This window comes from Haemophilus sp. C1 (assembly GCF_001276515.1).
Classification (GTDB): Bacteria; Pseudomonadota; Gammaproteobacteria; order Enterobacterales; family Pasteurellaceae; genus Haemophilus.
Genome location: NZ_LDVZ01000010.1, coordinates 26076 through 50001, shown reverse-complemented (window position 1 = coordinate 50001; position 23926 = coordinate 26076). Strand labels below are relative to the sequence as shown.

General features: G+C 37.3%; 17 protein-coding genes and 1 pseudogene. 11 read left to right on the top strand and 7 right to left on the bottom strand.

Going from position 1 to position 23926, the window contains the following annotated elements; genetic code table 11:
• Positions 1–38: 38 nt before the first annotated feature.
• A complete protein-coding gene (locus ABW51_RS05435) occupies positions 39–2678 on the bottom strand; it encodes a PqiB family protein (protein WP_053465883.1) in 2640 nt (879 codons plus the stop codon).
• Positions 2662–3915, bottom strand: a complete 1254-nt coding sequence (locus tag ABW51_RS05430; RefSeq protein ID WP_053465882.1) for a PqiA/YebS family transporter subunit — start codon at positions 3913–3915, stop codon at positions 2662–2664. Before ABW51_RS05430 ends, ABW51_RS05435 begins: the two co-directional genes overlap by 17 nt.
• Positions 3916–4094: 179 nt before the next feature.
• Here ABW51_RS05430 and proQ point away from each other — a divergent pair, with 179 nt between their 5' ends.
• The 8 genes from proQ to odhB all read left to right on the top strand — a co-directional run bounded on the left by proQ (position 4095) and on the right by odhB (position 14767).
• Positions 4095–4733 carry an RNA chaperone ProQ gene (gene proQ, locus ABW51_RS05425; RefSeq protein ID WP_053465881.1) on the top strand — a complete coding sequence of 213 codons (639 nt, stop codon included), beginning with the start codon at positions 4095–4097 and terminating at the stop codon, positions 4731–4733.
• A 27-nt stretch (positions 4734–4760) separates the two neighbouring features.
• Positions 4761–6836 carry a carboxy terminal-processing peptidase gene (prc, locus tag ABW51_RS05420; RefSeq protein ID WP_053465880.1) on the top strand — a complete coding sequence of 692 codons (2076 nt, stop codon included), beginning with the start codon at positions 4761–4763 and terminating at the stop codon, positions 6834–6836.
• Positions 6837–6903: 67 nt separating this feature from the next.
• Complete coding sequence (locus ABW51_RS05415; RefSeq protein ID WP_053465879.1) at positions 6904–8370, top strand: L,D-transpeptidase family protein; 1467 nt, start codon at positions 6904–6906, stop codon at positions 8368–8370.
• A gap of 27 nt (positions 8371–8397) precedes the next feature.
• Positions 8398–8958: a YcbK family protein gene (locus ABW51_RS05410; protein ID WP_053465878.1), complete on the top strand. Its 561-nt coding sequence runs from the start codon at positions 8398–8400 to the stop codon at positions 8956–8958.
• A 51-nt stretch (positions 8959–9009) separates the two neighbouring features.
• Positions 9010–9759 (top strand): TatD family hydrolase, encoded by a 750-nt coding sequence (locus tag ABW51_RS05405; RefSeq protein WP_053465877.1) that lies wholly within the window; start codon positions 9010–9012, stop codon positions 9757–9759.
• Between the two features lie 15 nt (positions 9760–9774).
• Positions 9775–10407, top strand: coding sequence for an MBL fold metallo-hydrolase (locus tag ABW51_RS05400; RefSeq protein ID WP_053465876.1), 633 nt, complete (start codon positions 9775–9777; stop codon positions 10405–10407).
• Positions 10408–10611: 204 nt separating this feature from the next.
• On the top strand, positions 10612–13419 hold the full coding sequence (sucA, locus tag ABW51_RS05395; protein WP_053465875.1) for a 2-oxoglutarate dehydrogenase E1 component: 2808 nt from the start codon (positions 10612–10614) through the stop codon (positions 13417–13419).
• Between the two features lie 118 nt (positions 13420–13537).
• Positions 13538–14767, top strand: coding sequence for a 2-oxoglutarate dehydrogenase complex dihydrolipoyllysine-residue succinyltransferase (gene odhB, locus ABW51_RS05390; RefSeq protein ID WP_053465874.1), 1230 nt, complete (start codon positions 13538–13540; stop codon positions 14765–14767).
• A gap of 115 nt (positions 14768–14882) precedes the next feature.
• Here the strand turns inward: odhB and nrdB are convergent, their stop codons facing one another.
• From nrdB to ABW51_RS10150, 3 genes and pseudogenes are all read right to left on the bottom strand, one after another.
• Entirely contained in the window at positions 14883–16013 is a 1131-nt protein-coding gene (gene nrdB / locus ABW51_RS05385) for a class Ia ribonucleoside-diphosphate reductase subunit beta (RefSeq protein ID WP_005637108.1), read from the bottom strand.
• Positions 16014–16114: 101 nt separating this feature from the next.
• Positions 16115–18385: a class 1a ribonucleoside-diphosphate reductase subunit alpha gene (nrdA, locus tag ABW51_RS05380; RefSeq protein WP_053465873.1), complete on the bottom strand. Its 2271-nt coding sequence runs from the start codon at positions 18383–18385 to the stop codon at positions 16115–16117.
• 464 nt (positions 18386–18849) lie between these two features.
• Positions 18850–19913 (bottom strand): annotated as a pseudogene (locus ABW51_RS10150) (IS1595 family transposase).
• Between the two features lie 353 nt (positions 19914–20266).
• Between ABW51_RS10150 and ABW51_RS05370 the strand changes: the two are divergent.
• Both ABW51_RS05370 and ABW51_RS05365 read left to right on the top strand, forming a co-directional pair.
• Positions 20267–20503 (top strand): helix-turn-helix domain-containing protein, encoded by a 237-nt coding sequence (locus ABW51_RS05370; RefSeq protein ID WP_053465872.1) that lies wholly within the window; start codon positions 20267–20269, stop codon positions 20501–20503.
• The gene (locus tag ABW51_RS05365; RefSeq protein WP_053465871.1) at positions 20496–21401 is read left to right on the top strand and encodes a hypothetical protein; all 906 of its coding nucleotides are present in this window, start codon (positions 20496–20498) and stop codon (positions 21399–21401) included. The genes ABW51_RS05370 and ABW51_RS05365 overlap by 8 nt, the downstream gene beginning before the upstream one ends.
• Here the strand turns inward: ABW51_RS05365 and ABW51_RS05360 are convergent.
• Both ABW51_RS05360 and ABW51_RS05355 read right to left on the bottom strand, forming a co-directional pair.
• The gene (locus ABW51_RS05360) at positions 21391–22425 is read right to left on the bottom strand and encodes a DNA methyltransferase (RefSeq protein WP_053465870.1); all 1035 of its coding nucleotides are present in this window, start codon (positions 22423–22425) and stop codon (positions 21391–21393) included. The genes ABW51_RS05365 and ABW51_RS05360 overlap by 11 nt on opposite strands.
• 8 nt (positions 22426–22433) lie before the next feature.
• Entirely contained in the window at positions 22434–22781 is a 348-nt protein-coding gene (locus ABW51_RS05355; RefSeq protein ID WP_053465869.1) for a helix-turn-helix domain-containing protein, read from the bottom strand.
• A 106-nt stretch (positions 22782–22887) separates the two neighbouring features.
• Here ABW51_RS05355 and ABW51_RS05350 point away from each other — a divergent pair, with 106 nt between their 5' ends.
• A complete protein-coding gene (locus ABW51_RS05350) occupies positions 22888–23925 on the top strand; it encodes an IS1595 family transposase (protein WP_053465868.1) in 1038 nt (345 codons plus the stop codon).
• Position 23926 lies beyond the last annotated feature (1 nt).

Here is a 23926-nt window from a genome sequence, read left to right as displayed (position 1 = left end):
AATGGATTAAACCTTTTACCGTTTAATCCATTTTTTATTTATTGTGGTAACGCGCCGCTTCCCCAAGTTTGCACTTCTTCAGGGCGTTTTATTTGAAGTAAGAAACGTTTGTTTGGTTGCGCCTGTGGTTGAATTTCTTTTTCTGCTGGTGTGGAGAAAGAAATACCACCTTTTAGCAACTGTTGAACACTTCCTGTATTAAATGCTGCACCTTTCCAGCCTAAGGTAAAGTCATAGCCTGATGCAATCCAAAACTCTGTATTTTGTCGAACAAGATGGCTATATTTCGGCATGATTGCAATATGCACTAAGACGCGATCACCAAGACTGTTAAGCTCAAATTTTTTCACTGTACCCACTTCTACGCCTCGATAAAGAATTGGTGAACCTTCACTTAAATTCATGGCATCACGTGTTTCTAAAATAAATGGCGTACCATTAAATTTATTACGTTGTGGTGCTGTTTGAGCTAAATTGAATTGTGTTTTTGCTTTACCATTCCCGATTTCAATATCGATATAAGGCTGTAATAGGCTATCAAGGTTATCTATTCCACCTGCTGAAATTTGTGGTGAGATAATCGTAAAGTTAGAACCTTCTTTTGCAATCATATTCATATAATTCGGATTTATTAACGCTTTTGCAGTGATGCGTTTAGATTTGGCATCAAGCTGAATACTGTCAATTTGCCCCACGTCTAAACCCAAATAGCGCAGACTCATCCCTTTGCTTAGATTGGTTGCATCATCTGCCGTTAAGGTGATGGCAAGCCCGATAGATTTTGCATAACTTTCATTTGCGTAAAGTGTTCGATTATTGCCCGAACCACTATTATCAAAGCTAATCGCACCTTTTAACGAACGCGCAAGTGGCGTTGCTTGAATGCTAATTCCTTTAGGTGTGATATCAATTTTTGCCGCACTTTCTACCCAAAAACGGCTTTTATCGGTCAACAAATGTTGATAGGAGGGATAAATATAAACCTCTACATCAAAGCTATTAGTTTTAGGTTTAATATTTAAAATTTTTCCTACCTCAAATTGACGATATAGCACGAGAGAGCCTTTATCAATGCTTGGTAACGTTTGGGTGTGTAAGGTTATCGTTGGCGTAAGAATATTTCCTGTGATGCCATGTTCAGCATTGCTGATATTTTGATAAAGCGGATAGCTATCTTTAGCTTTTCCCTGACCTTGTTTCGTTAATACTCGTACGCCACCTTGTAACCATTTTTCTGGTGTCGCGGATTCAAAACGCAATCCGTCTAATCCAACGCTGATATCAAAATTTGTTGCTGCGACAAATTGTGTGTTTTCGTGAATTAAATTGCGATATTCAGATGCAATTGCCACCTTAAATTGCACACCATTTACATCAATTTTTTGTGAAACAATTTGTCCGATTGGTATATTGTTATAAAACACACTTTGCCCTTCACTTACACCATAATTTTCTGGTGCGGTGAGTGTTAAAACTAATGTATTAGGTGCATTGAGTAATAACTCATTTTCTTTAATGACATCAAATTGATGCTTAGTTTCACCATCTCCAGCAATGACATCAAAATATTCGCCACGAAAGAATTTTTTGGGATCTGCTAAATTACCAAGATCCATTTTTTTATTGCGAAGTACGATTTTGCTATTTGCTTTAAATAAAGAGGCTTGGTTTGGATCGATCAATAAACTGCCTTCTAAAATTTCATCGTTATTTTCAATCGCACTTATTTTAGAAAGAATCCCGATAGGATTATCTTGAGAATAAACTTCAGTCTGTCCTGCAACGAGACCAGCAGATGCTGGGATATTTACGTTGACTTCAATCCCACGTTTTGCGGCTTTTAAATTGGTATACAGCGTGAAATGACTATTTTCATCTGCCTTTGGGCTGTCAGCTGGAGAGTCAAAAGAAACGGCACCTTGTACAACCGCATTTAAACTTTCTACATTTAGATTTAGGCCCGACGGGCTAATGTTAGCGTTAATGCCACTGATGTTCCAAAAACGTGAATCTTTTTTCACAAACCGTGCATAGGCTTTATCAATCACCACATCTATTTCTACTTTATTGTCTTTATTAATGCGGTAATCATAAATTTTTCCTACAGGTAATTTTTTAAAATAGACGGACGCACCGATAGAAATTGAGCCTAAATCATCAGAAATTAAGTGAATCAATAAATCTCCAGGCGAAACTTGGGCAATGGGGCCTTGTTCTTCCGCAATAAATTCATCTTCGCGATCGCCATCACCCGGTTGAAGAGCGATGTAATTGCCTGATACGAGAGAATCTAAACCTGAAATGCCTGCAAGTGATACATTTGGTTGAACAAGCCAGAATTTTGTATTTTCACGCAAAATACTTGATGCTTCAGGATTGATATTGGCAACAACCTCCACTTTTTGCATGTTATCTGTGAAATTTACTTTTTTTACTACACCAATTTGCAAACCTTGGTAGCGAACTTGTGTTTTATCCGCAACGATACCAGAACCATTGGTAAAGGTAATCGTGATGCTTGAGCCACGTTCCTTAACAATTTGGAAGAATAAAATTGCCCCAATACATAATGCAATAAAGGGAAGTAACCAAAATGGAGAAATACGACGAGTTTTTCGTACTGCCGCTGTCATTTCTGTATGTTGATCTTTCATTGAAGAACTATTTTTCTCTGTCATAAATTTTCCAAATTAATCGACTATCAAATTGTGAGGTTGAAATCATGCTGCAAAATACGGCAGCGCCGAAGTAAAATGCGCCAGGACCAACGGTAAAATTAATAATTTCACCGCGCGTTACTAGAGACATCATTAAGGCCAATACAAATAAATCGAGCATCGACCAGCGTCCAACGAAATGCACAATATGCAATAAACGTATTTGCCATTTTATAGAATGTCGCCATTTAAAATGAACACAACTTAGTAAATAAAGTAAAATTACAGCTTTACTGATTGGGACAAAAATACTCGCAAAGAATACCACGAAAGCAACAAAATAACTGCCCATGTTAACAAAAGAAATGACACCAGATATTAATGTATCTTCAGAGAGTGCTCCTGTTAAATAAATGCCTGATATGGGTAATAAATTTGCTGGGAAGAGCATAATAATCCCTGCAATCAAACTTGCCCAAGTGCGTTGTAACTTAATATTATCTGAAATATGAACCGGAGATAAACAGCGCGGACATCGTGGGTTGTTCTTTTTATCGTAATGAATACCATTTTCTGAAAATGTATAGTTACAAGCATCACATAATTCAATGTTGTTTGCATCATAAGCGGGTTCATTTTCGGGATAAAACTCTTTCCATAATGCTTTAAGGTTTAATTTGATAAAAAGTAAGGTTGTCAAAAGTGCGGTGAAAATAAAGGGAATTAAATAAACATTAATTTCCAGTGTTGCATATTCACGCACTTTGAACATTGTGACGCCCAGCGCGACTAAATATACATCAAACATAACCCAAGGTTTTATATAACCTAAAAAAAGCAAAATACTGCGAGGTTTAATATGCAAAATTTTTGCAATCCAGAGCATGATGACTAAAATTGCAAAGGTAATTGGCATCACAACGGCACAGATAAACACCATAAAGGCAGTATATTCATAGCCTGCCACTGACATTTTCCAAATACCTTCCCAAATAGAGGCATCAATTTTTACACCTAATAAATGAAGACTTAATAGGGGATAACCTAAGGCAAATGGCATCAAAATAAGGATCGACAAAGCAACCATTGCGCAACGATGAACAGACCAACGCCCACCTGTCGCTAAATGATGATGGCAACGTGGACATTCAGCTTGTTCATCTTTATTTAATATTAAAGGTGTTTCTACGCTACTAGCATCACATTCTTCGCATTTTATAATTTGAAATAATTTTTGTGTGAGGTTTGATTCTTGCACGAAAGATTATCTTTTATTCGGTTGTTAAAAACGGCGCATTTTAGCCTTGTTTCAGCTTGTATGTGAAGTGATCTTGACTATTTTTGTGCGAAATTTATTCACAATGTTTTGATTCATTGTAAATTTTGTAAAAAGTGCGATAAACTAAACCAGTTTATATTTACCCTAGGATAACTAACATGACTGATTCTCAATCTAGCGTTCAGGTAGCTGATGCGCAAGTAAATTCACAAAAATTAACCAATACAAAAGATATTATTGCGTATTTGGCTGAAAAATTCCCTCTTTGCTTTATTTTAGAAGGCGAAGCAAAACCATTAAAAATTGGTCTGTTCCAAGATTTAGCGGAAGCATTACAAGATGATGAGCGTGTAAGCAAAACTCAGTTGCGTCAGGCTCTTCGTCAATACACATCAAATTGGCGTTATTTACATGGCTGTCGCGAAGGCGCAGTGCGTGTAGATTTACAAGGTAATCCAGCTGGAGTATTAGAAGCGGAACATGTAGCCCATGCAACTCAACAGCTTGCTGAAGCTAAAGCACGCGTTGCTGAAAAACGTAAAGCTGAAGCGGCAGCGAAAAGAGCTCAACAAAAACAACGTCCACGTAAACCTGCAAATAAAAATGCTAAACATTTCAATAAGCCGTCATTAAGTGCGGTTGATTTTTCACAAATTTCTGTTGGTTCTGTGGTGAAAGTAAAAGCTGGCGATCATGCGAAAAAAGCAACTGTGGTGGAAGTTCTAAAAGATTCAGCACGTGTTCAACTTGAAAACGGTTTGGTTATGAGTGTAGCTGCAGATCGTTTATTTGCATAATGATTTAATTTTTACTCGGGAAAGGTTATGAGATCTAATATTTCAAAAAATGTGATTACTAGCGCATTGTTATCGGCATTGTTAATCGGCTCTGTGCCTGCTTTTGCTGTGCAGCCTAAATTAAAACTGAGCGATATTACTATTCCAACAGCAAGCGAAGCGAATCAGTTGGCGACTAAGCGTGCAACGACTCGATTGACCCAATCGCATTATCGAAAGATCTCATTGGATGATGCTTTTTCTGAGAAGATTTTTGATCGTTATATCAAAAATATTGATTTTAGCCATAACACCTTTTTGCAATCTGATATAGATGAACTTCGTCAAAAATATGGTGCTAAGTTGGATGACCAGTTAAATCAAGGTGATCTTTCTGCTGCTTTTGATATTTATGATGTAATGATGAAACGTCGTTATGAACGTTATGCTTACGCGTTGTCTTTATTAGATAAAGAGCCTGATTTGAATGGACAGGATCAAATTGAAATTGATCGTGAAAAAGCGGCATTTCCGAAAACCGAAGAGGAAGCCAACAAACTTTGGGAAGAACGAGTAAAAAATGACATTATCAATCTTAAATTAAAAGATAAAAAATGGTCAGAAATTAAGTCAAAACTTACTAAACGTTATAATTTGGCAATTCGCCGTTTAACTCAAACGAAGGCAGATGACATTCTTCAAACTTATTTAAATGCATTTGCTCGCGAAATTGATCCACATACAAGCTATCTTGCACCAAGAACCGCGAAAAGTTTTAACGAAAGCATGAATCTTTCTCTTGAGGGGATTGGGGCAACGTTACAATCAGAAGATGATGAAACAAGTATTAAATCACTTGTTCCTGGCGCACCTGCGGAGAAAAGCAAAAAATTGCATCCAGGAGATAAAATTATTGGTGTGGGGCAAGCTACAGGGGAGATTGAAGATATCGTTGGCTGGCGTTTAGAAGATATCGTTGAGAAAATCAAAGGTAAAAAAGGCACAAAAGTGCGGTTAGAAATTGAGCCGTCTAAAGGTGGAAAATCTCGTATTATTACTTTAGTGCGCGATAAAGTGCGTATTGAAGATCAAGCTGCAAAATTAACCATGGATAAAGCAGATGGTAAAAATATTGCGGTAATTAAAGTGCCAAGTTTCTATATTGGTTTAACTGATGATGTTAAAAAATTATTGGTTAAAGCAGAAAAACAAAAAGTCGATGCGTTAATTATTGATTTGCGTGAGAACGGTGGTGGCGCATTAACAGAAGCGGTTGCTTTAAGTGGTTTGTTTATTACTAATGGTCCCGTTGTACAAGTACGTGATGCTTACCAACGAATTCGTGTACATGAGGACGATGATGCAGAACAACAATATAAAGGTCCTTTGTTTGTGATGATTAACCGTTACAGCGCTTCTGCATCAGAGATTTTTGCAGCGGCAATGCAGGATTATAATCGCGGTATTGTAATTGGACAAAATACTTATGGTAAAGGTACCGTTCAGCAAAGTCGTCCTTTGAATTTTGTGTATGATTTGGATCAGACGCCGTTAGGTTTATTGCAATATACCATCCAAAAATTCTATCGAATTAATGGCGGATCAACACAATTAAAAGGTGTGGCGGCAGATATTAATTTCCCTGAAATTATCGATGCGAAAGAATATGGCGAAGATAAAGAAGATAATGCATTGCCGTGGGATAAAATTCCATCTGCAACTTATAAAGAAGTTGGTAATGCCCGCAAAGATGTTGATGTATTAAATAAAAAACATCTTGAGCGTATTGCTAAAGATCCTGAATTTGTTGCATTGAATGAAGATTTAAAAATTCGTAATGAGCGACGTGATCGCAAATTCTTATCATTGAATTATCAAACGCGTAAAGCTGAAAATGATAAGGATGATGCAAGACGCTTAAAAGATATTAATGAGCGTTTTAAACGCGAAGGTAAAAAAGCCTTAAATGATATTGATGATTTACCGAAAGATTATGAGGCGCCAGATTTCTTCTTAAAAGAAGCAGAAAAAATGGCTGCGGATTTTGTTATGTTGAATTCAACTGGGCAAGATGTTGGTAAAGAAACTCAGAAACCAACAGAGACAGTAGAAGAGAAAAAATAAAATTATTTTAACCGCACTTTATTTTAGAACTAAATAAAGTGCGGTTGTTTTAGGGAATGTTTAAGGAATGGCTATGTTTAAAAGCACTGCAAAGCTCTCAGTATTTGCGTTGTCATTATCAATGATGACATCAGGATGCGCTTTAGCAGATTTTGCAAAAAATGAGCAATCTGTGAAACTTCATGGCATTGATGTTTCGCATTTATCTCCAGAAGAAAAACAAAAGCTTGAAGAAGAAATTAAGTTAGATCAAGCTCGCTTATTACAGGAAAAGCAAGCAATTTTAGAAATGTCGCTAACCCATGAAATAGGTGAGCATGCTTTACAGTTTAAGCCTTTGTTAGCTCGTTTATATGCAGAACGTAAATATACACCATTATGGAAAGATAATGCTGCGGCTCGCCAATTATTACAGGATTATGCCGCAATGGTAGCTAGCGGTATTTCTAAACGTTCAGCAAAATCCTTAGAATCCTTTGAATTGATCGAACAACAAGGTGGATTAGCTTATGATGTTTTATTGAGCGATATATTTCTAGATTATTTATATTATACTCAAAATGTAGGCGCACAAGCTCAACGTTGGCTTTATTCATCTAGTGCTTATCAAGTTCAACAACCTGCAGATGAGCATATTCAACGTTGGTTAAGTGCGGTAGAAAATGGCCAACTTTTAGTTTTTGTACAAAGTTTATCGGGCGATAATCACTTATATCATCAAACTGTTAAAGCATTATCATCAATGGTATCTGCATCAGGATTATCCGAGATTGGGCAGAAACTTGCAATTAATGCACAGCGTTTGCGAGTAATTCCTGATTTTCATAATGGTATCTTTGTAAATATTCCAAGTTATAAATTACAGTATTATCGGGATGGTGAGCTGATTTTAGAATCTCGGGTGATTGTTGGAAAAAATTCGCGCAGAACACCGGTAATGTATAGTAAATTAAGCAATGTAGTAGTTAATCCCCCTTGGAATGCGCCAACTCGTTTAATCAATGAAGATTTATTGCCAAAAATGAAAGCGGATCCAAATTATATTGCGGAGCATAATTATTCAATTTTAGATAGTCAGGGAAATGTCGTTGATCCAGCTTCTATTGATTGGGAATCTATTAGTAATAAATTCCCTTATCGTGTTCGACAAGCCGCTGGCGATAGTGCATTGGGTAATTATAAATTTAATATGCCGAGCTCAGATGCGATTTATTTACATGACACACCAAATCATGGGCTGTTTAGCCGTAAAGATCGCGCATTAAGTTCTGGTTGTGTACGTGTTGAAAAATCAGATCAACTTGCTAGTATTTTATTAAAAGAAGTCGGTTGGTCTGATGAACGTAGAAAGAATATTTTAGAAAGTAAAAAAACGGTTTCTGCCCCAATTCGTTCAGAAAACCCAGTATTTATATACTATGTGACATCTTGGGTTGAGAATGGAAATATTCAGGCATTGCCAGATATTTATAAATATGATGGATTGATGAATTTCAGTGGAATTAACTGGAATGTCGTCAAAAAATATCTTTAATAATCCATCAAAAAATAGAAAGGAGAGATGATGAAGGTTGATAAACAGAAACGTAAATGGCTGTCGCTCGGTGGAATTGTTTTAGGTGCATCAGTTTTACCAAATTCTGTATTAGCAATGGTTTCAACACCTAAGCCTCGTATCTTGACGTTCCGTAACATTAATACGGGAGAGCGATTAAGTGGTGAATTTTCTGCACACAAAGGTTTCTCGAGCGCAATATTAAAGAAATTGGACCATTTTATGCGCGATAAACGAACAAACCAAGTTCATAGAATGGATCCAAGTTTATTCCACAAGTTTTATAATATTCAAAGTAATTTAGGTTTTCGCAATGCTGAAATTGAAGTAATTTGTGGATATCGTTCCGCTGCAACTAATGCAATGCGCCATCGTCAAAGTAAAGGCGTGGCAAGTAATAGCTATCATATTAAAGGAAAAGCTATTGATTTTCGTATTGTAGGTGTACCTTTAATTAAAGTGAAATCCTCTGCAGAAAGTCTTAGAAATGGTGGCGTGGGTTATTATCCAACAAGCAATTTTATTCACGTAGATACAGGCCCTGTAAGAACTTGGAAAGGCGTGTAAAACAAATTTAAAATTAACCGCACTTTTGTGCGGTTTTTCATTGGAAAAAATATGCTATTTGACAGTCATCTTCATTTGGATCAACTCTCTGATGAGAATATTCAGAAAACACTTGGTGATTCAAAGATTACAGGTATGCTTGCAGTAAGTACGAATCTAAAAAGTGCTAAAAAACTATTGAATTTAAAACAGGCTTATCCCGAGAAACTTTATATAGCAGTTGGTTTTCATCCTGAACAGCCCTTGCTGAATTTAGAAGAGCAAGATGAATTATTTCAATGGATTGATGAACATCATTCATCGATTTCTGCGATTGGCGAGGTGGGATTGCCGCATTATTCTAAACGTGAAAATGCAAATTTGGATTACGCACTTTACATTGAATTACTAGAACGATTTATTCTGATAGCGAAAAAATTGGATTTGCCGTTAAATTTACATATTGTGCATAATGATGTAGATATTGCCCTTGAATTATTGCAGAAACATAATATTCAACGTGCTCACTTTCACTGGTTTAAGACAGATGAAAAATCTTTTCAGAAATTTTTATCTACACCCTATTTTGCAAGTCTAACCCCTGATATTTTATGGAATCCTAAAACGCAGTATGTTGCTCAACATTTGTCGTTAAACCGTTTGATGATTGAAACGGATAGTCCTTGGCAACACGAGGGATTTGAAAGTGCGGTAATTTCTGAGCAATTATTCGCAGTAGTGAAGAAAATAGCTGAATTAAAATCCTTACCATTGCATTATGTTCAAGAGCAAATCTTTTTGAATACTAAACAATTTTATTGATTATAAGGAGCAAAAATGAATATCGAAATTATCCCCGTTACCGCATTTCAACAAAATTGTTCTTTGATTTGGGATGATGAAAAAAATGCCGCAATTATTGACCCTGGCGGTGAAGCCGAACGCCTAATTCAACGTATTGAAGAACTGGATTTAAATCTTAAAGTGATTTTACTTACCCATGGTCATTTAGATCATGTTGGCGCAGCGATGCAGTTAAAACAACATTTTGGCGTTGAAATTTGGGGCTCTCATGAAGAAGATAAATTTTTATTTGAGAGTTTACCTGAACAAGCGCAACGTTTTGGTTTACCAAATATAGAAGCCTTTTTACCTGATCGTTGGTTTAATCAAGAAGGTGAAATTTTAAAATTAGATGGCTTTAATTTCGAGATTTTACATTTACCAGGGCATACACCAGGGCATATTGGTTTTATTGAACATGAGAAAAAAGTGGCATTTACAGGCGATGTATTATTTCAAGGTGGCATTGGTCGCACCGATTTTCCTCGTGGCGACTATGAAACATTGATTTCTTCAATTCGAACAAAACTATTACCATTGAATGACGATCTTATTATTATTGCTGGGCATGGACCTTATACAACCATTGGTCGAGAAAAACAGACAAACCCATTTTTAAATTGTTAAAAGTGCGGTGAATCTTATTCTTATTTTTTAAAAGAGCTGATTTTTTATCGGCTCTTTTTATCTGAAAAAGGAAATAGTTTGAATCAGATCACAAATCTGTAACAATTTATTATAAGAGGCTTATTTCCTTTTCAATCCTATGTATAATGCATAAAAAATGGAGCGAAAAATATCGTTCCAAATAATCATAATAAAGAGGTAATTATGCAGCAAAACAAGGCATTTGATGATTGGTTAGCCAGTACAGCGTTAGGCGGTGCAAATCAATCTTATATAGAAGAACTTTATGAAAGCTATTTGAGTGATCCGCAGTCGGTAGAGGAAAGCTGGCGAGCCACTTTTGATTCTTTACCAAAAATAACCGCACTTGAACAGCCTCATACACCAGTGCGAGATTATTTTCGTCGTTTAGCGCGAGAAAATCATAATGAAGCAGTGACAGTGATAGATCCTGCTGCCGGTGCAAAATTGGTGAAAGTTCTACAATTTATCAATGCCTATCGTTTTCGTGGCCATTTAGAGGCTAATCTCGATCCCCTCAATTATTATCGTTGGAAAGTATCTTCCGTCCCTGAATTAGATTATCGTCATCACGGTTTTACTGAACAAGATCTCAACGAAACCTTCAATATTAATCATTACGTTTACAAACGCGATACTATTAAGCTTGGTGAGTTAGCTCAAATGTTGAAAGAGACATATTGTGGCTCAATTGGCTTAGAGTTTATGCATGTGCAAGATATGGCACAGAAAACTTGGCTTCAGAGCAAAATGGAAAGTGTGTTAGATAAACCGATTTTTACATCTGAAGAACGTGTTAATTTTCTTCGTGAACTTACCGCTGCAGACGGTTTAGAACGTTATCTCGGTGCAAAATTCCCAGGGGCGAAACGCTTTTCCTTAGAAGGAAGTGATGCATTTATTCCATTAATGAAAGAAATTATCCGTCATGCCAGTCGCCAAGGGGTAAATGATGTGGTAATGGGAATGGCACACCGTGGGCGTTTGAATATGCTCGTGAATGTATTAGGTAAAAAGCCTGAGGATTTATTTGATGAATTTGCGGGTAAACATTCGAGTGAACGTACGGGAGATGTGAAATATCATCAAGGTTTTTCTTCTGATTTCGCAGTGGATGATAAGCGAGTTCACTTAACTTTGGCATTTAACCCATCTCATTTGGAAATTGTAAGCCCAGTAGTGGTGGGCTCTGTACGTTCAAGACAGACTCGCATTAATGATACAACGCGTAGTCAAGTTTTAGCGATTACAGTACATGGTGATTCTGCTGTAGCTGGGCAGGGCGTTGTTCAAGAAACATTGAATATGTCAAATGCTCGGGGTTACAGTGTGGGCGGAACTATTCGTATCGTGATTAATAACCAAATTGGTTTTACGACATCTAACCCGAATGACACGCGTTCCACAGAGTATTGCACCGATATTGCGAAAATGATTCAAGCGCCGATTATTCATGTTAATGGTGATGATCCTGAAGCGGTTGCTTTTGCTGCGCGTATGGCGGTGGAATATCGTAATTTATTCAAACGAGATATTTTTATTGATTTGATTTCTTATCGTCGTCATGGTCATAATGAAGCTGATGAGCCATTAGCTACTCAGCCAATGATGTATAGCATCATCAAAAAACATCCTACACCCCGTAAAGTTTATGCAGATCGCTTAGTTTCAGAAGGCGTGATGACTGAAGAACAAGTCACCGAGATGGCGAATGATTATCGCGATGCGCTAGATAATGGTGATCGAGTCGTATCTGAATGGCGAGAAATGGATACGGCAAAAATGGATTGGTTGCAATATCTCAACTATGATTGGACTGCACCGTATGAAAGCAAATTTTCACAGGAACGTTTTTTAACGCTTGCTAAACGTGTGTGTGAATATCCAGAAAGTTTACGTGCGCATCCTCGTGTAGAAAAAATCTATAATGATCGTAAAGCAATGTATCAAGGCGAAAAATTGCTCGACTGGGGTATGGCTGAAACCATGGCTTATGCAACCTTACTTGATGAAGGTGTTAATGTCCGTTTATCAGGTGAAGATGCAGGGCGTGGAACCTTTTTCCATCGTCATGCCGTGGTGCATAATCAAAATGATGGTACGGGGTATGTACCATTGACACATCTACATGCTAACCAAGGTCGTTTTGAAGTATGGGATTCTGTACTTTCAGAAGAGTCCGTACTTGCTTTTGAATATGGCTATGCAACAACGGATCCAAAAACTTTAACCATTTGGGAAGCTCAATTTGGCGATTTTGCTAATGGTGCACAAATTGTTATCGACCAATTTATTAGCTCCGGCGAACAAAAATGGGGCAGAATGTGTGGTTTAGTTATGTTATTGCCTCATGGCTATGAGGGACAAGGCCCAGAACATTCTTCCGCACGTCTTGAACGTTATTTGCAACTTTGTGCTGAACAAAATATGCAAGTCTGCGTGCCATCAACGCCAGCACAGGTGTATCACATGTTGCGCCGTCAATCTTTACGTAAAATGCGCCGTCCATTGATTGCTATTTCTCCAAAATCGTTGTTACGCCATCCATTGGCTGTATCCAGTTTAGATGAGCTGATTAATGGGGCTTTCCAAACGGTCATTGGAGAAATTGACGAGCTTGATCCTAAAGATGTAAAACGTGTGGTAATGTGTTCAGGTAAAGTTTATTACGATTTACTTGAACAACGTCGTGCAAATAATCAGAAAGATGTAGCGATTATCCGCATTGAGCAGCTTTATCCATTCCCGCATGAGGATGTGAAGAAAGCGCTTGAGCCTTATGTACATGTCTCGGATTATGTATGGTGCCAAGAAGAACCACTTAACCAAGGGGCTTGGTATTGCAGCAAACATAATTTTGAATCAGCAATTCCAGAATCCGTTAAACTCAAATATGCAGGGCGTCCAGCTTCAGCTTCGCCTGCTGTGGGTTATATGTCGCTTCACACTAAACAACAAAAACAGTTAGTGGAAGATGCTCTAAGCCTATAAAGTGCGGTTAAAAATTAAGATATTTTTATAAATTTACAGGTGTACGTGTTGCATCCTTGATAAAAGTAAAAGAGTAATTCAGTGCAATAAGTTGCACTAAGAAATAAGGAAAAATAAAATGACCATTGAAATTCTTGTTCCAGACCTACCTGAATCAGTTGCAGATGCAACCGTTGCTACTTGGCATAAAAAAGTAGGTGATACCGTTAAACGTGATGAAGTGATTGTAGAAATTGAAACGGATAAAGTTGTACTAGAAGTGCCCGCACTTTCTGATGGTGTGTTGGCAGAAGTTGTTCAAGCTGAGGGCGAAACTGTGGTGAGTAAACAGTTGCTAGGCAAAATTTCTACGGCTCAAGAAGGGGATGTGAGTTCAGAGACATTAAAAGCAACGAATGAACCCACACCATCTGATCGTCAAAATGCAGCGATTGAAAATAGTCATAATCATAATGCGGATCAAGGCCCTGCAATTCGTCGTTTATTAGCAGAACATGATTTACAAGCAGATCAAATTCAAGGTTCAGGCGTGGGTGGCCGTTTAACGCGCGAAGATATTGAACGTGAAATCGCAAAACGACAAGCATTGCAAGCGAAACAAGACGCTGCTACTGAGCAAAATACGATTAGTACGGTAGCTTATAGTACGCGTTCTGAAAAACGTGTGCCAATGACCCGTTTGCGTAAACGTATTGCTGAACGTTTACTTGAAGCCAAAAATAGTACAGCAATGCTTACTACTTTCAATGAAGTGGATATGCAGCCGATAATGACTCTGCGTAAAACCTACGGCGAAAAATTTGAAAAACAGCATGGTGTCCGTTTAGGCTTTATGTCTTTTTATATCAAAGCAGTTGTGGAAGCATTAAAACGTTATCCTGAAGTTAATGCTTCTATTGATGGCGATGATGTTGTTTACCATAACTATTTTGATATCAGTATTGCGGTTTCGACTCCTCGTGGATTAGTCACACCAGTGCTTCGCGATTGCGATAAGCTCAGTATGGCAGAGATCGAAAAACAAATTAAAGCATTAGCTGAAAAAGGTCGTGATGGTAAATTGACAGTAGAAGATCTTACTGGCGGCAATTTTACCATTACAAATGGCGGTGTGTTTGGTTCTCTTATGTCTACTCCAATTATCAATCCACCACAAAGTGCAATTTTAGGGATGCACGCAATTAAAGAACGTCCGATTGCGCTTAATGGTCAAGTTGTGATTCGCCCAATGATGTATCTTGCTTTATCCTACGATCATCGTTTAATTGACGGTCGTGAATCTGTTGGTTTCTTAGTGACAATTAAAGAATTATTGGAAGATCCAACAAGATTGTTATTGGAAATCTAAGAAATAAAAGGCTTTCTGCGTTAGAAAGCCTTTTAAAATGAACAAAAAATTAACCGCACTTTAAATATTTAAAAAGTATATTCAAAAGTGCGGTTATTTTCTTGTGTGTTTTTAATTAGAGATCGAAATCCCCAAAATCATTCGTATCAACTTTTGAGTCAATTTGACCTACAAGGTAAGAACTCACTTCCACTTCTTGTGGTGCTACTTGTACGTTGTCAGAAACAAGCCATGCGTTAATCCATGGAATTGGATTAGAACGTGCACCAAATGGCAATGGAAGACCAACAGCTTGCATACGGATATTAGTGATATATTCCACATATTGCACCAAAATGTCTTTGTTCAAACCAATCATTGAACCGTCTTTGAACAAATAATCAGCCCATTCTTTTTCTTGCTCTGCAGCAGCTAAGAATAAATCGTAGGCTTCTTGTTTACATTCTTCTGCAATTTCTGCCATTTCAGGATCGTCTTGACCTGCTGCCATGATGTTTAAAATGTGCTGCGTACCAGTTAAGTGTAGGGCTTCATCACGTGCGATAAATTTAATGATTTTCGCATTACCTTCCATTAATTGACGTTCTGCAAAGGCAAATGAGCAAGCGAAGGATACATAGAAACGAATCGCTTCAAGTGCATTTACACTCATCAAGCAAAGGTAAAGTTGTTTTTTCAAATTACGTAATGTCACAACGCATTCTTTACCATCTACTGTGTAAGTACCTTCGCCATATAGGCTGTAAAGTTGGCTATCGCGGATTAAATCGTCGTAGTAAGAAGAAATGTCGCGCGCACGTTTAATTATTTCTTCGTTAGTCACGATGTCATCAAATACGATAGATGGATCGTTCACAATGTTACGAATAATGTGCGTGTAAGAACGAGAGTGGATGGTTTCAGAGAATGTCCAAGTCTCGATCCAAGTTTCTAATTCCGGAATCGACACCAACGGTAACAACGCCACGTTCGGGCTACGACCTTGAATAGAATCCAACAAGGTTTGATATTTTAAGTTGCTGATGAAAATATGTTTTTCATGCTCAGGTAACGCGGCATAGTCGATACGGTCTTGCGACACATCCACTTCTTCTGGACGCCAGAAGAAAGAAAGTTGTTTTTCAATGAGTTTTTCAAACGTCTCATATTTTTGTTGATCGTAACGGGCAACGTTAACGTTTTGACCGAAGAACATCGGTTCTTTTAGTTGGTCGTTTTTGTTTTGTGAGAAAGTGGTGTATGCCATTTTTGTCTCCATATCGTAGGGTGGGCTTTAGCCCACCATTTTAATAAGAAAGTTTTGGTGGGCTAAAGCCCACCCTACAAGAATAGAAAGAAATGTCTAATTTAAATCTTACAAGCCCCACCAGCACAGCCGTCATCAAGATCTTCTTGAGCATCTTCGGCACCGTCACGGGTGTTTTGATAGTAAAGGGTTTTTAAGCCATATTTATAAGCGGTTAAAAGATCTTTTAACAACACTTTCATTGGCACTTTACCGTCTTCAAAACGTTTTGGATCGTAGTTGGTGTTGGCGGAGATCGCTTGGTCTACGAATTTTTGCATAATACCAACTAGGTGTAAGTAGCCGTCATTGCTTGGGATATCCCAAAGTAATTCGTAGTTGTCGCTTAAGTTTTCGTATTCAGGTACAACTTGTTTTAGGATGCCATCTTTTGACGCTTTAATACTTACATGACCACGCGGTGGTTCAATACCATTAGTCGCATTGGAAATTTGCGATGATGTTTCCGATGGCATTAAGGCGGTTAGTGTTGAGTTACGTAAACCAAATTCTTGAATATCTTTACGCAAGCTTTCCCAATCATAATGTAATGGCTCTTGTGTTAAGGCATCTAAATCTTTCTTATAAGTATCAATAGGTAAAATGCCTTTTGCATAAGTAGTTTCATTGAAGTATTCACAAGCACCTTGTTCTTTTGCTAAGTTCATAGAGGCTTTCAATAAATAATATTGAATAGCTTCAAAAGTGCGGTGAGTTAAATCATTAGCTGAACCATCAGAATAACGAACACCATTCTTCGCAAGATAATAAGCATAGTTAATTACACCGATACCTAATGCACGACGAGCAAGTGAACTACGTTTTGCCGCCACGACAGGATAATCTTGATAATCTAATAATGCATCAAGTGAACGCACAGCAAGATCGGCAAGTTCTTCTAATTCATCTAAGTTTTCAATCTTACCTAAGTTAAATGCGGAAAGGGTACAAAGTGCGATTTCTCCATTTTCATCATTAATGTGCTCAAGCGGCTTTGTTGGTAACGCGATTTCTAAACATAAGTTAGATTGGCGAACCGGTGCTACTTGTGGATCAAAAGGAGAGTGAGTATTACAGTGGTCTACGTTTTGAATGTAGATACGGCCCGTTGATGCACGTTCTTGCATTAATAAAGAGAAAATCTCAACGGCTTTGACAGTACGTTTGCGGATGGTTGGATCTTGTTCGTATTTTACGTAGAGTTCTTCAAATTTATCTTGATCCGCAAAGAATGCTTCATAAAGTCCTGGTACATCTGATGGACTGAATAAAGTAATCTCGCTACCTTTAATTAAACGTTGATACATTAATTTGTTTAATTGGACGCCATAATCCATATGACGAACACGGTTGTCTTCCACACCACGGTTATTTTTTAACACAAGCAAGCTTTCCGCTTCTAAGTGCCAAATAGGGTAATAAAGTGTCGCAGCACCGCCACGAACGCCACCCTGTGAGCAAGATTTCACTGCAGTTTGGAAATATTTATAGAATGGAATACAACCCGTATGGAATGCTTCACCGCCACGAATCTCACTACCTAATGCACGAATTGCACCTGCATTAATGCCAATTCCCGCGCGTTGTGAAACATATTTCACAATAGCGGATGCGGTTGCATTGATTGAATCTAAGCTGTCATCACATTCAATTAATACGCAAGAGCTGAACTGACGAGTTGGTGTGCGAACTCCCGCCATAATTGGCGTTGGTAAGGAAATTTTGAAGGTGGATGTTGCATCGTAGAAACGTTTTATATAATCCAAGCGGGTTTCTTTTGGATATTTAGAGAATAAACTAGCGGCAACCAGTAAATAGAGGAATTGTGCAGACTCGTAGATTTCTCCCGTCACACGGTTTTGAACTAAATACTTACCTTCTAATTGTTTCACGGCAGCATAAGAGAACGTCATATCACGCCAATGGTCGATGAATCCGTCCATTGTGTCCCATTCTTCACGGGTATAATCATCCAATAAGGCATGATCGTATTTACCCATGCGTACTAATTTTTTGACGTGATCGTACAAACGAGGGGGATCAAAATGACCGTAGGCTTTTTTACGTAAATGGAAAATTGCTAAGCGAGCCGCTAAAAATTGATAATCAGGCGTATCTTTGCTGATTAAATCTGCGGCTGCTTTAATAATGGTTTCGTGAATGTCTGAAGTACGAATGCCTTCATAAAATTGAATGTGTGAGCGAAGCTCAACTTGGGAAACAGATACATTGTCTAGACCTTCTGCTGCCCATGTAATAACACGGTGGATTTTATCAAGATTGATTTGTTCCTGCGTGCCATCACGCTTGGTTACCATTAAGCTTTTATTCATTGTACGACCCTTGTTATTATGGAGATGTTAAACACAATATATAGTGTTTGTAATGAAATCATGCACAAGGTAATGTGTTTTAAGAACGAGATCAAGCAATAAATTTTTTACTTGAATTATTGACAATAGGTAACTTATTTAAAAATAAACAGTTTTTTCGAAGAGCAAAAAAATCAAATTTTTACTTGTAAAAATGAGAAAAGTGCGGTTGAAATTCGTTGAGTTTTCGGTATTATGTAGCAGTTGCACAAAGTCCGAAAATTGACTAATTTACCACATAAATTTGAATGCCTTTCCGAATGAAAATCGTGAAAGGCATTTCTTTTAACTAAAATTCTAACTTCAACCTCGCAATTTTTCATATCAAATTTCCATTTTTTTAAACTCAAGGCATAGCTATTTCGCTCAACCTTCATTCAGGTAAGCTATTTCTTTCTATCTAGTCTATAAGCGTCTATTCGGTTCTATGCTGCCATCAGAATTTCATCGTATGCAGCTTGTTCTTCAAGTCGCTTAAAGTAGTGTGATGAAATTTCGTTAGGTGCAAAGGCTTTTATGTCTAGAAGCTCACCTTCACGATGATTTCCTTGCCAATAACCAACCCATTCTCTTAGTGGCAATTCCCATAAGCAACGTTTTAGCACGTCTTGGAATATCTCACCATTCGATTTACGGCGGTTGTCCGACATATAGGCGGCTTGATTGGTGTAATGCAAAGCGTATTTATTGTCGCATTTATGGTGTACGCCACGATGTAAATCCCGAAATCTTGCGTTGAAGGATTCTGCCAGATTGTTAAAGCACTCTTGATGATTGACAGACCATCTCTTGTAGTGAAAATCTAAGCCCAAATAGGTAGGATTTTCATCGCAGAAAATCTCGCTGCCTTGTTTGACAAATCGGTGGTTCATTATCAGTACGGTATTGGTACTTTCGCTGTAATCCATTGCCACAAGGGTTCGATTTGAGCCTTGTAAGGCTCATCATTGGCGGCGCGTTGCACTAAGCTAAGAATACAGCGTTTAGTCGGTCTAAATTTGGGAAATCTTCGCCCTTGCGTATCGGCTTTTTGTTGCTGATTATAGTGGTTTTTACGGTAGTTGGTTGGACGTTGCTTGAAGCTAATCCACGCGCCATCTTCGTGAATTTCACCTTGTAATGGGCTTAAATCACGGGTTTTGAATAGGGCTTCGCGTAGCTTGTGGCACAACACAAAAGCAGTTTTGTATTGAATATTCAAGTGTCAGCCTAGGGTAATGGCGGAAATTCCTTTGATTTCATTCACAAACAGAGCAATCGCAATAAGCAAATCCGACAGCAGCAATTTGTGAAAGGCGAAAGCGGTGTTAGTAGTGATGCAGAAATTGCTCTTGCAATGCTTGCACATCCAACGCTTGCGAGAAGCTAGAAAATAGGCATTGTGCCGCGTGTTGCAATGCGGACAGCAGACATCGTGGAGATTGTCAGGATTGCCCCAGCGAGCACCTTTCATTAGCTTAAAGGCTTCATCTTCGGACAAGCGCGCGATGTTTTTTTAGGCTGAATGTGCGCTAGTTAGGGGAAAGTAGGAAGTGTTGCATTGGAAACCCCGAATTTTATTACATAGCTTCCCACCACATATTCAATAAGAGTATATGGTAGATGTAATGATGTAATAATAAAACCAGAAGGGTGAGCCAATGAGGGCAGCTTTTAAAGGTTAAAGCTAACCTATTCTCTTGCCTTAAACACAAGAAAAACTCGCTAGACTTCAATATCAAGCAATGGTTCAGTCTATCAAAAATAAGCAACTTGCCAACAAGAGCCTTTCCAAGTGTATCAAATTTCTTAGCATTAATAGTCCAAAATGGAATATTTTACTTGGCGTTATAAAATTAATTTATGAGTAAAGCATTATACACATCCAAGAATTTAGCCTTAGTATCTCTACTTAAAAAAGCTAGAGAGGATAAAGGTATGACTCAAATTGAACTTTCTTCTAGGATAGTTAGAAGCCAGTCTTATGTGACAAAATATGAAAATAATGAAAGGTCATTGAAAGTCACTGAGTTTATTGAAATATGTGAAGCTTTAGATATTGACCCTGTAGAATTAATTAAAATAATTAAAAATGTCTGATACTATCAAACTTCTCAATATTGCAACTGAAAATCTAAAGTTGTTAAAAGATAAATCTTTTGACGCAATACATTTGGCTAAGCCTAACAATATTGACTCCGCAATTAATTTAACAAAAATTGTTTCTAAACTATCTCCTATGATGGGTAACTTAATAGAATTTAGTATATGTGAATATTTAAACTCTATCCAAACATTTAACACTATAGGTAGATGGTATAGGCAGGATCCTGGATTTCCAGATACTATTTTCCGTAGTCATATATATCCCGAACCAGGGATAGAAATTAAAGCTTGGTTTCCATTATCAACAGAAATTACAGCTAGATTTAAAGATAGCCAATCTTATTTCACAAAAGGGCAGACTAATGTTGTATTAGTCGCGTGGCTACCTGAATACATAATTTTTGGCTATCCCAAGATAATTGATATTGTTGTTATAACTGCGAAATCAGTAGCTTATATGAGAGATCTTCATTATAGTAACCCACCTGATTATCTTATTGTTGAACCTAGAGATACATCTAATCGCACTGTAAATTTGCAACAAAGCAATACTAATGGATATAAATTTCAAGGTTCTTCATCACAATTTAACGAGGCTTTGAATATATGCAATTATTGGGAGATGAAAGGGTTATTCAATAAACATAATCCAACATTACCAATATATCAGGAAATGATACAAGATTTAATGTCTAGATTTCCATATAGGTTGGATACAAATTTCGCTAAAATAGATAGGATTAATCATCCTGAAATAGAAGCATTTAAAGAGAGGGTTTTAAATTCAAAAATTTGTAATCAAACAGTATCTTATTGGTCAAAACTTTTATCAAAAGGTAATGTTGATGATATTGCAAGAGCATTCTCATCAACATTTAATATTAGGTATTAAATCGTTCTACTCCGATCAAAAAGTAATCCTTATCTATTTCGGCTGCGAAACTTCTTCTTTTCAGGTTCATTGCTGCTAATGAACCTGAAAACAGCCCCCCAAAAGGTTCCCAGATGACATCGTTTTCATAACTAGAAGCCTCAATAATTAACATCATTAAATCTAAAGGTTTTTGATTCAAATGAGCGGATGCAGTTTGAGAATTTGGAACCTTTATTCGTTCTTTACCTTTTAATGGATTTCTATTCCATACATTGGTGAATCCAATTGGACAATTAAAAATAGGCTTCATCATTTCCCATTCTTGCCTACTTAATGGTGATACTCCATTAAAAGAAAAATATGGTTTTCCTTCAATATTGCCATGTAAATTAGCATAATTAGATAATTTCTCAAACATTTCATCAGGAGGACAATACCATAAATGTCCTTTATCTAAGTATTTTCTTGAGGCAACATTAGCAACACCACAAGCGATATTAGCGGATTTAAGAGATAATCCTGTTCTTTTCCACTCTTGATGTAACCATTCCTGTAAATTCTTTCCATCTATTAGAGGCTCAAATACATATTGAACACAAACTTCAGTAACAACTGGAAATCTCTTTATTTTTGAAGTATTTACATTGCCTGCAATATGAGCTTTGCCTTTATTCCAAATATTAGCATTAACATATTTCCAGCCTAACTTTTCTAAAATAGGATGCACACAAGCCCATCCAATTTCAGTATTCCAAAACCATAGAGTTGTTCTTCTAGTGGCTTTTTTTGTCCATTCTAATATATGTGGTTCATACCATTCAGCAATAGATAGATGGTTACTTGTATCACCATTAAACCCTAAAATACCGTAAGCTCCATCAGAAATTATAACGGTTGGAGTGGACCAATCTTGATAAAAATCTAAGCTATCTCCAAAATGCAAATTTATACCATTTTTAAAAAAATGATCACCATTTTTTTGCTTATTAGTAATCTCAAACCTCTTACCTCTACCAACGGTACTAGGATTAGCATAATACATAAAGACCTCTATATTAAATAATTTATTTTATCTGAAATTTCTTTAAAAGAAACATCAAAAGCTTCTTTTAAACTCATTGGCATAGTTCGGTAATGAGAAATTAGTTTCTTTTCCTGCTCTGAAATATCACTCTCTTTATTCTCAATTTGGAACATTGCTCCACTCCCAGTAAGTAACCAAGTAATGCTAACTCCTAATCCATTATAGATCTTGATTAGAGCATCCACACTTGGATCGCGCCCCTCATTCAAGTAATTCATTGCCGAACGATATGAGATTCCCGTTACATTAGAAAATTCAGTGACGGTCATATTTTTAGCATCTAAGACCAGCTTTAAGCGCTCTGACATGCACATGATTTCACATTCCTATTGAAAAAAGTAAATGATCGTGATACATTATGTACAATCACTATGAATAGTGTTTCATATCTTAGTTTAATCAAGGTGTGATTTCAATACTATACCCCAATATTTTCTTCTATCTAGCAAAGCTCGCACGCTTTCTTCCTACGAGATTGCACAACTCTCGGAAGAAGAAGCGTATGATTTGCTTTGTGAATTAAGATGGGGTGGCAGAGAGTTTATCGCTTGCCCTAAATGTGGGGTACAACACAAGCCTTATTATATTTCTACACGTAAACAATGGCTCTGCAAACATTGTAATCATACCTTTAGCGTCACTTCAGGTACAATTTTTGCCAATCGCAAGAAACCAATTAAGGTTTATCTCTATGCTTTAATGGGATGGGTAAATGCTGTCAAAGGCTTATCATCCCTTCAATTAGCCCGTAATGCAAAACTTAATCCTCGTACGGCATTTGTTTTATCACATAAATTCCGCAAGGCATTACTGGAAAGTCGTGATATGAAACCACTTTCAGGTGTAGTGGATATGGACGGTACTTATGTTCATCCTGCACCACGTAAAGCAAATAAGAAATCTGACCGCATTGACTATCGTTTAAAAGAAAATCAGAATCCTGATAAACGTTGTGTCATGGTTGCTCGTGAGCATTATTCGCCAGAAGCAAAAGCCAGTAATGTGCTGCATTGTGGGGCAAAACGCTCTCACGTTTTTGTGGTACATACGGAATCGCAATCAGTGATAAAAAGTTTTGCTGACAAATTCATTAAACCTAATACGCAAATCAATACGGATGAAAGCACGGCTTATGATGTCTTGTTGCCCTACTATGATTTGAGAACGGTAAACCATAAGGAAGAATATCGTAGTGACTTAGGTGTAACAAACAATCAGGCAGAAAGTTTGTTTAGTCGTTTTAAACGTATGTACTACGGACAAGTTCACCGTATCAGCAACGAATACTTACTTAACTATGCTAATGAAATTGCGTACAGTGAGGACAATCACCGTACCTCAAATAAAGCGCAGTTTATTGATGTATTAAGCCGATGTTTGAAAACCACCAACAATAACAATGAATGGTGCGGTTATTGGCAACGTAAAATTATTCATCAAGAAGTGATTTGGCAGTAGA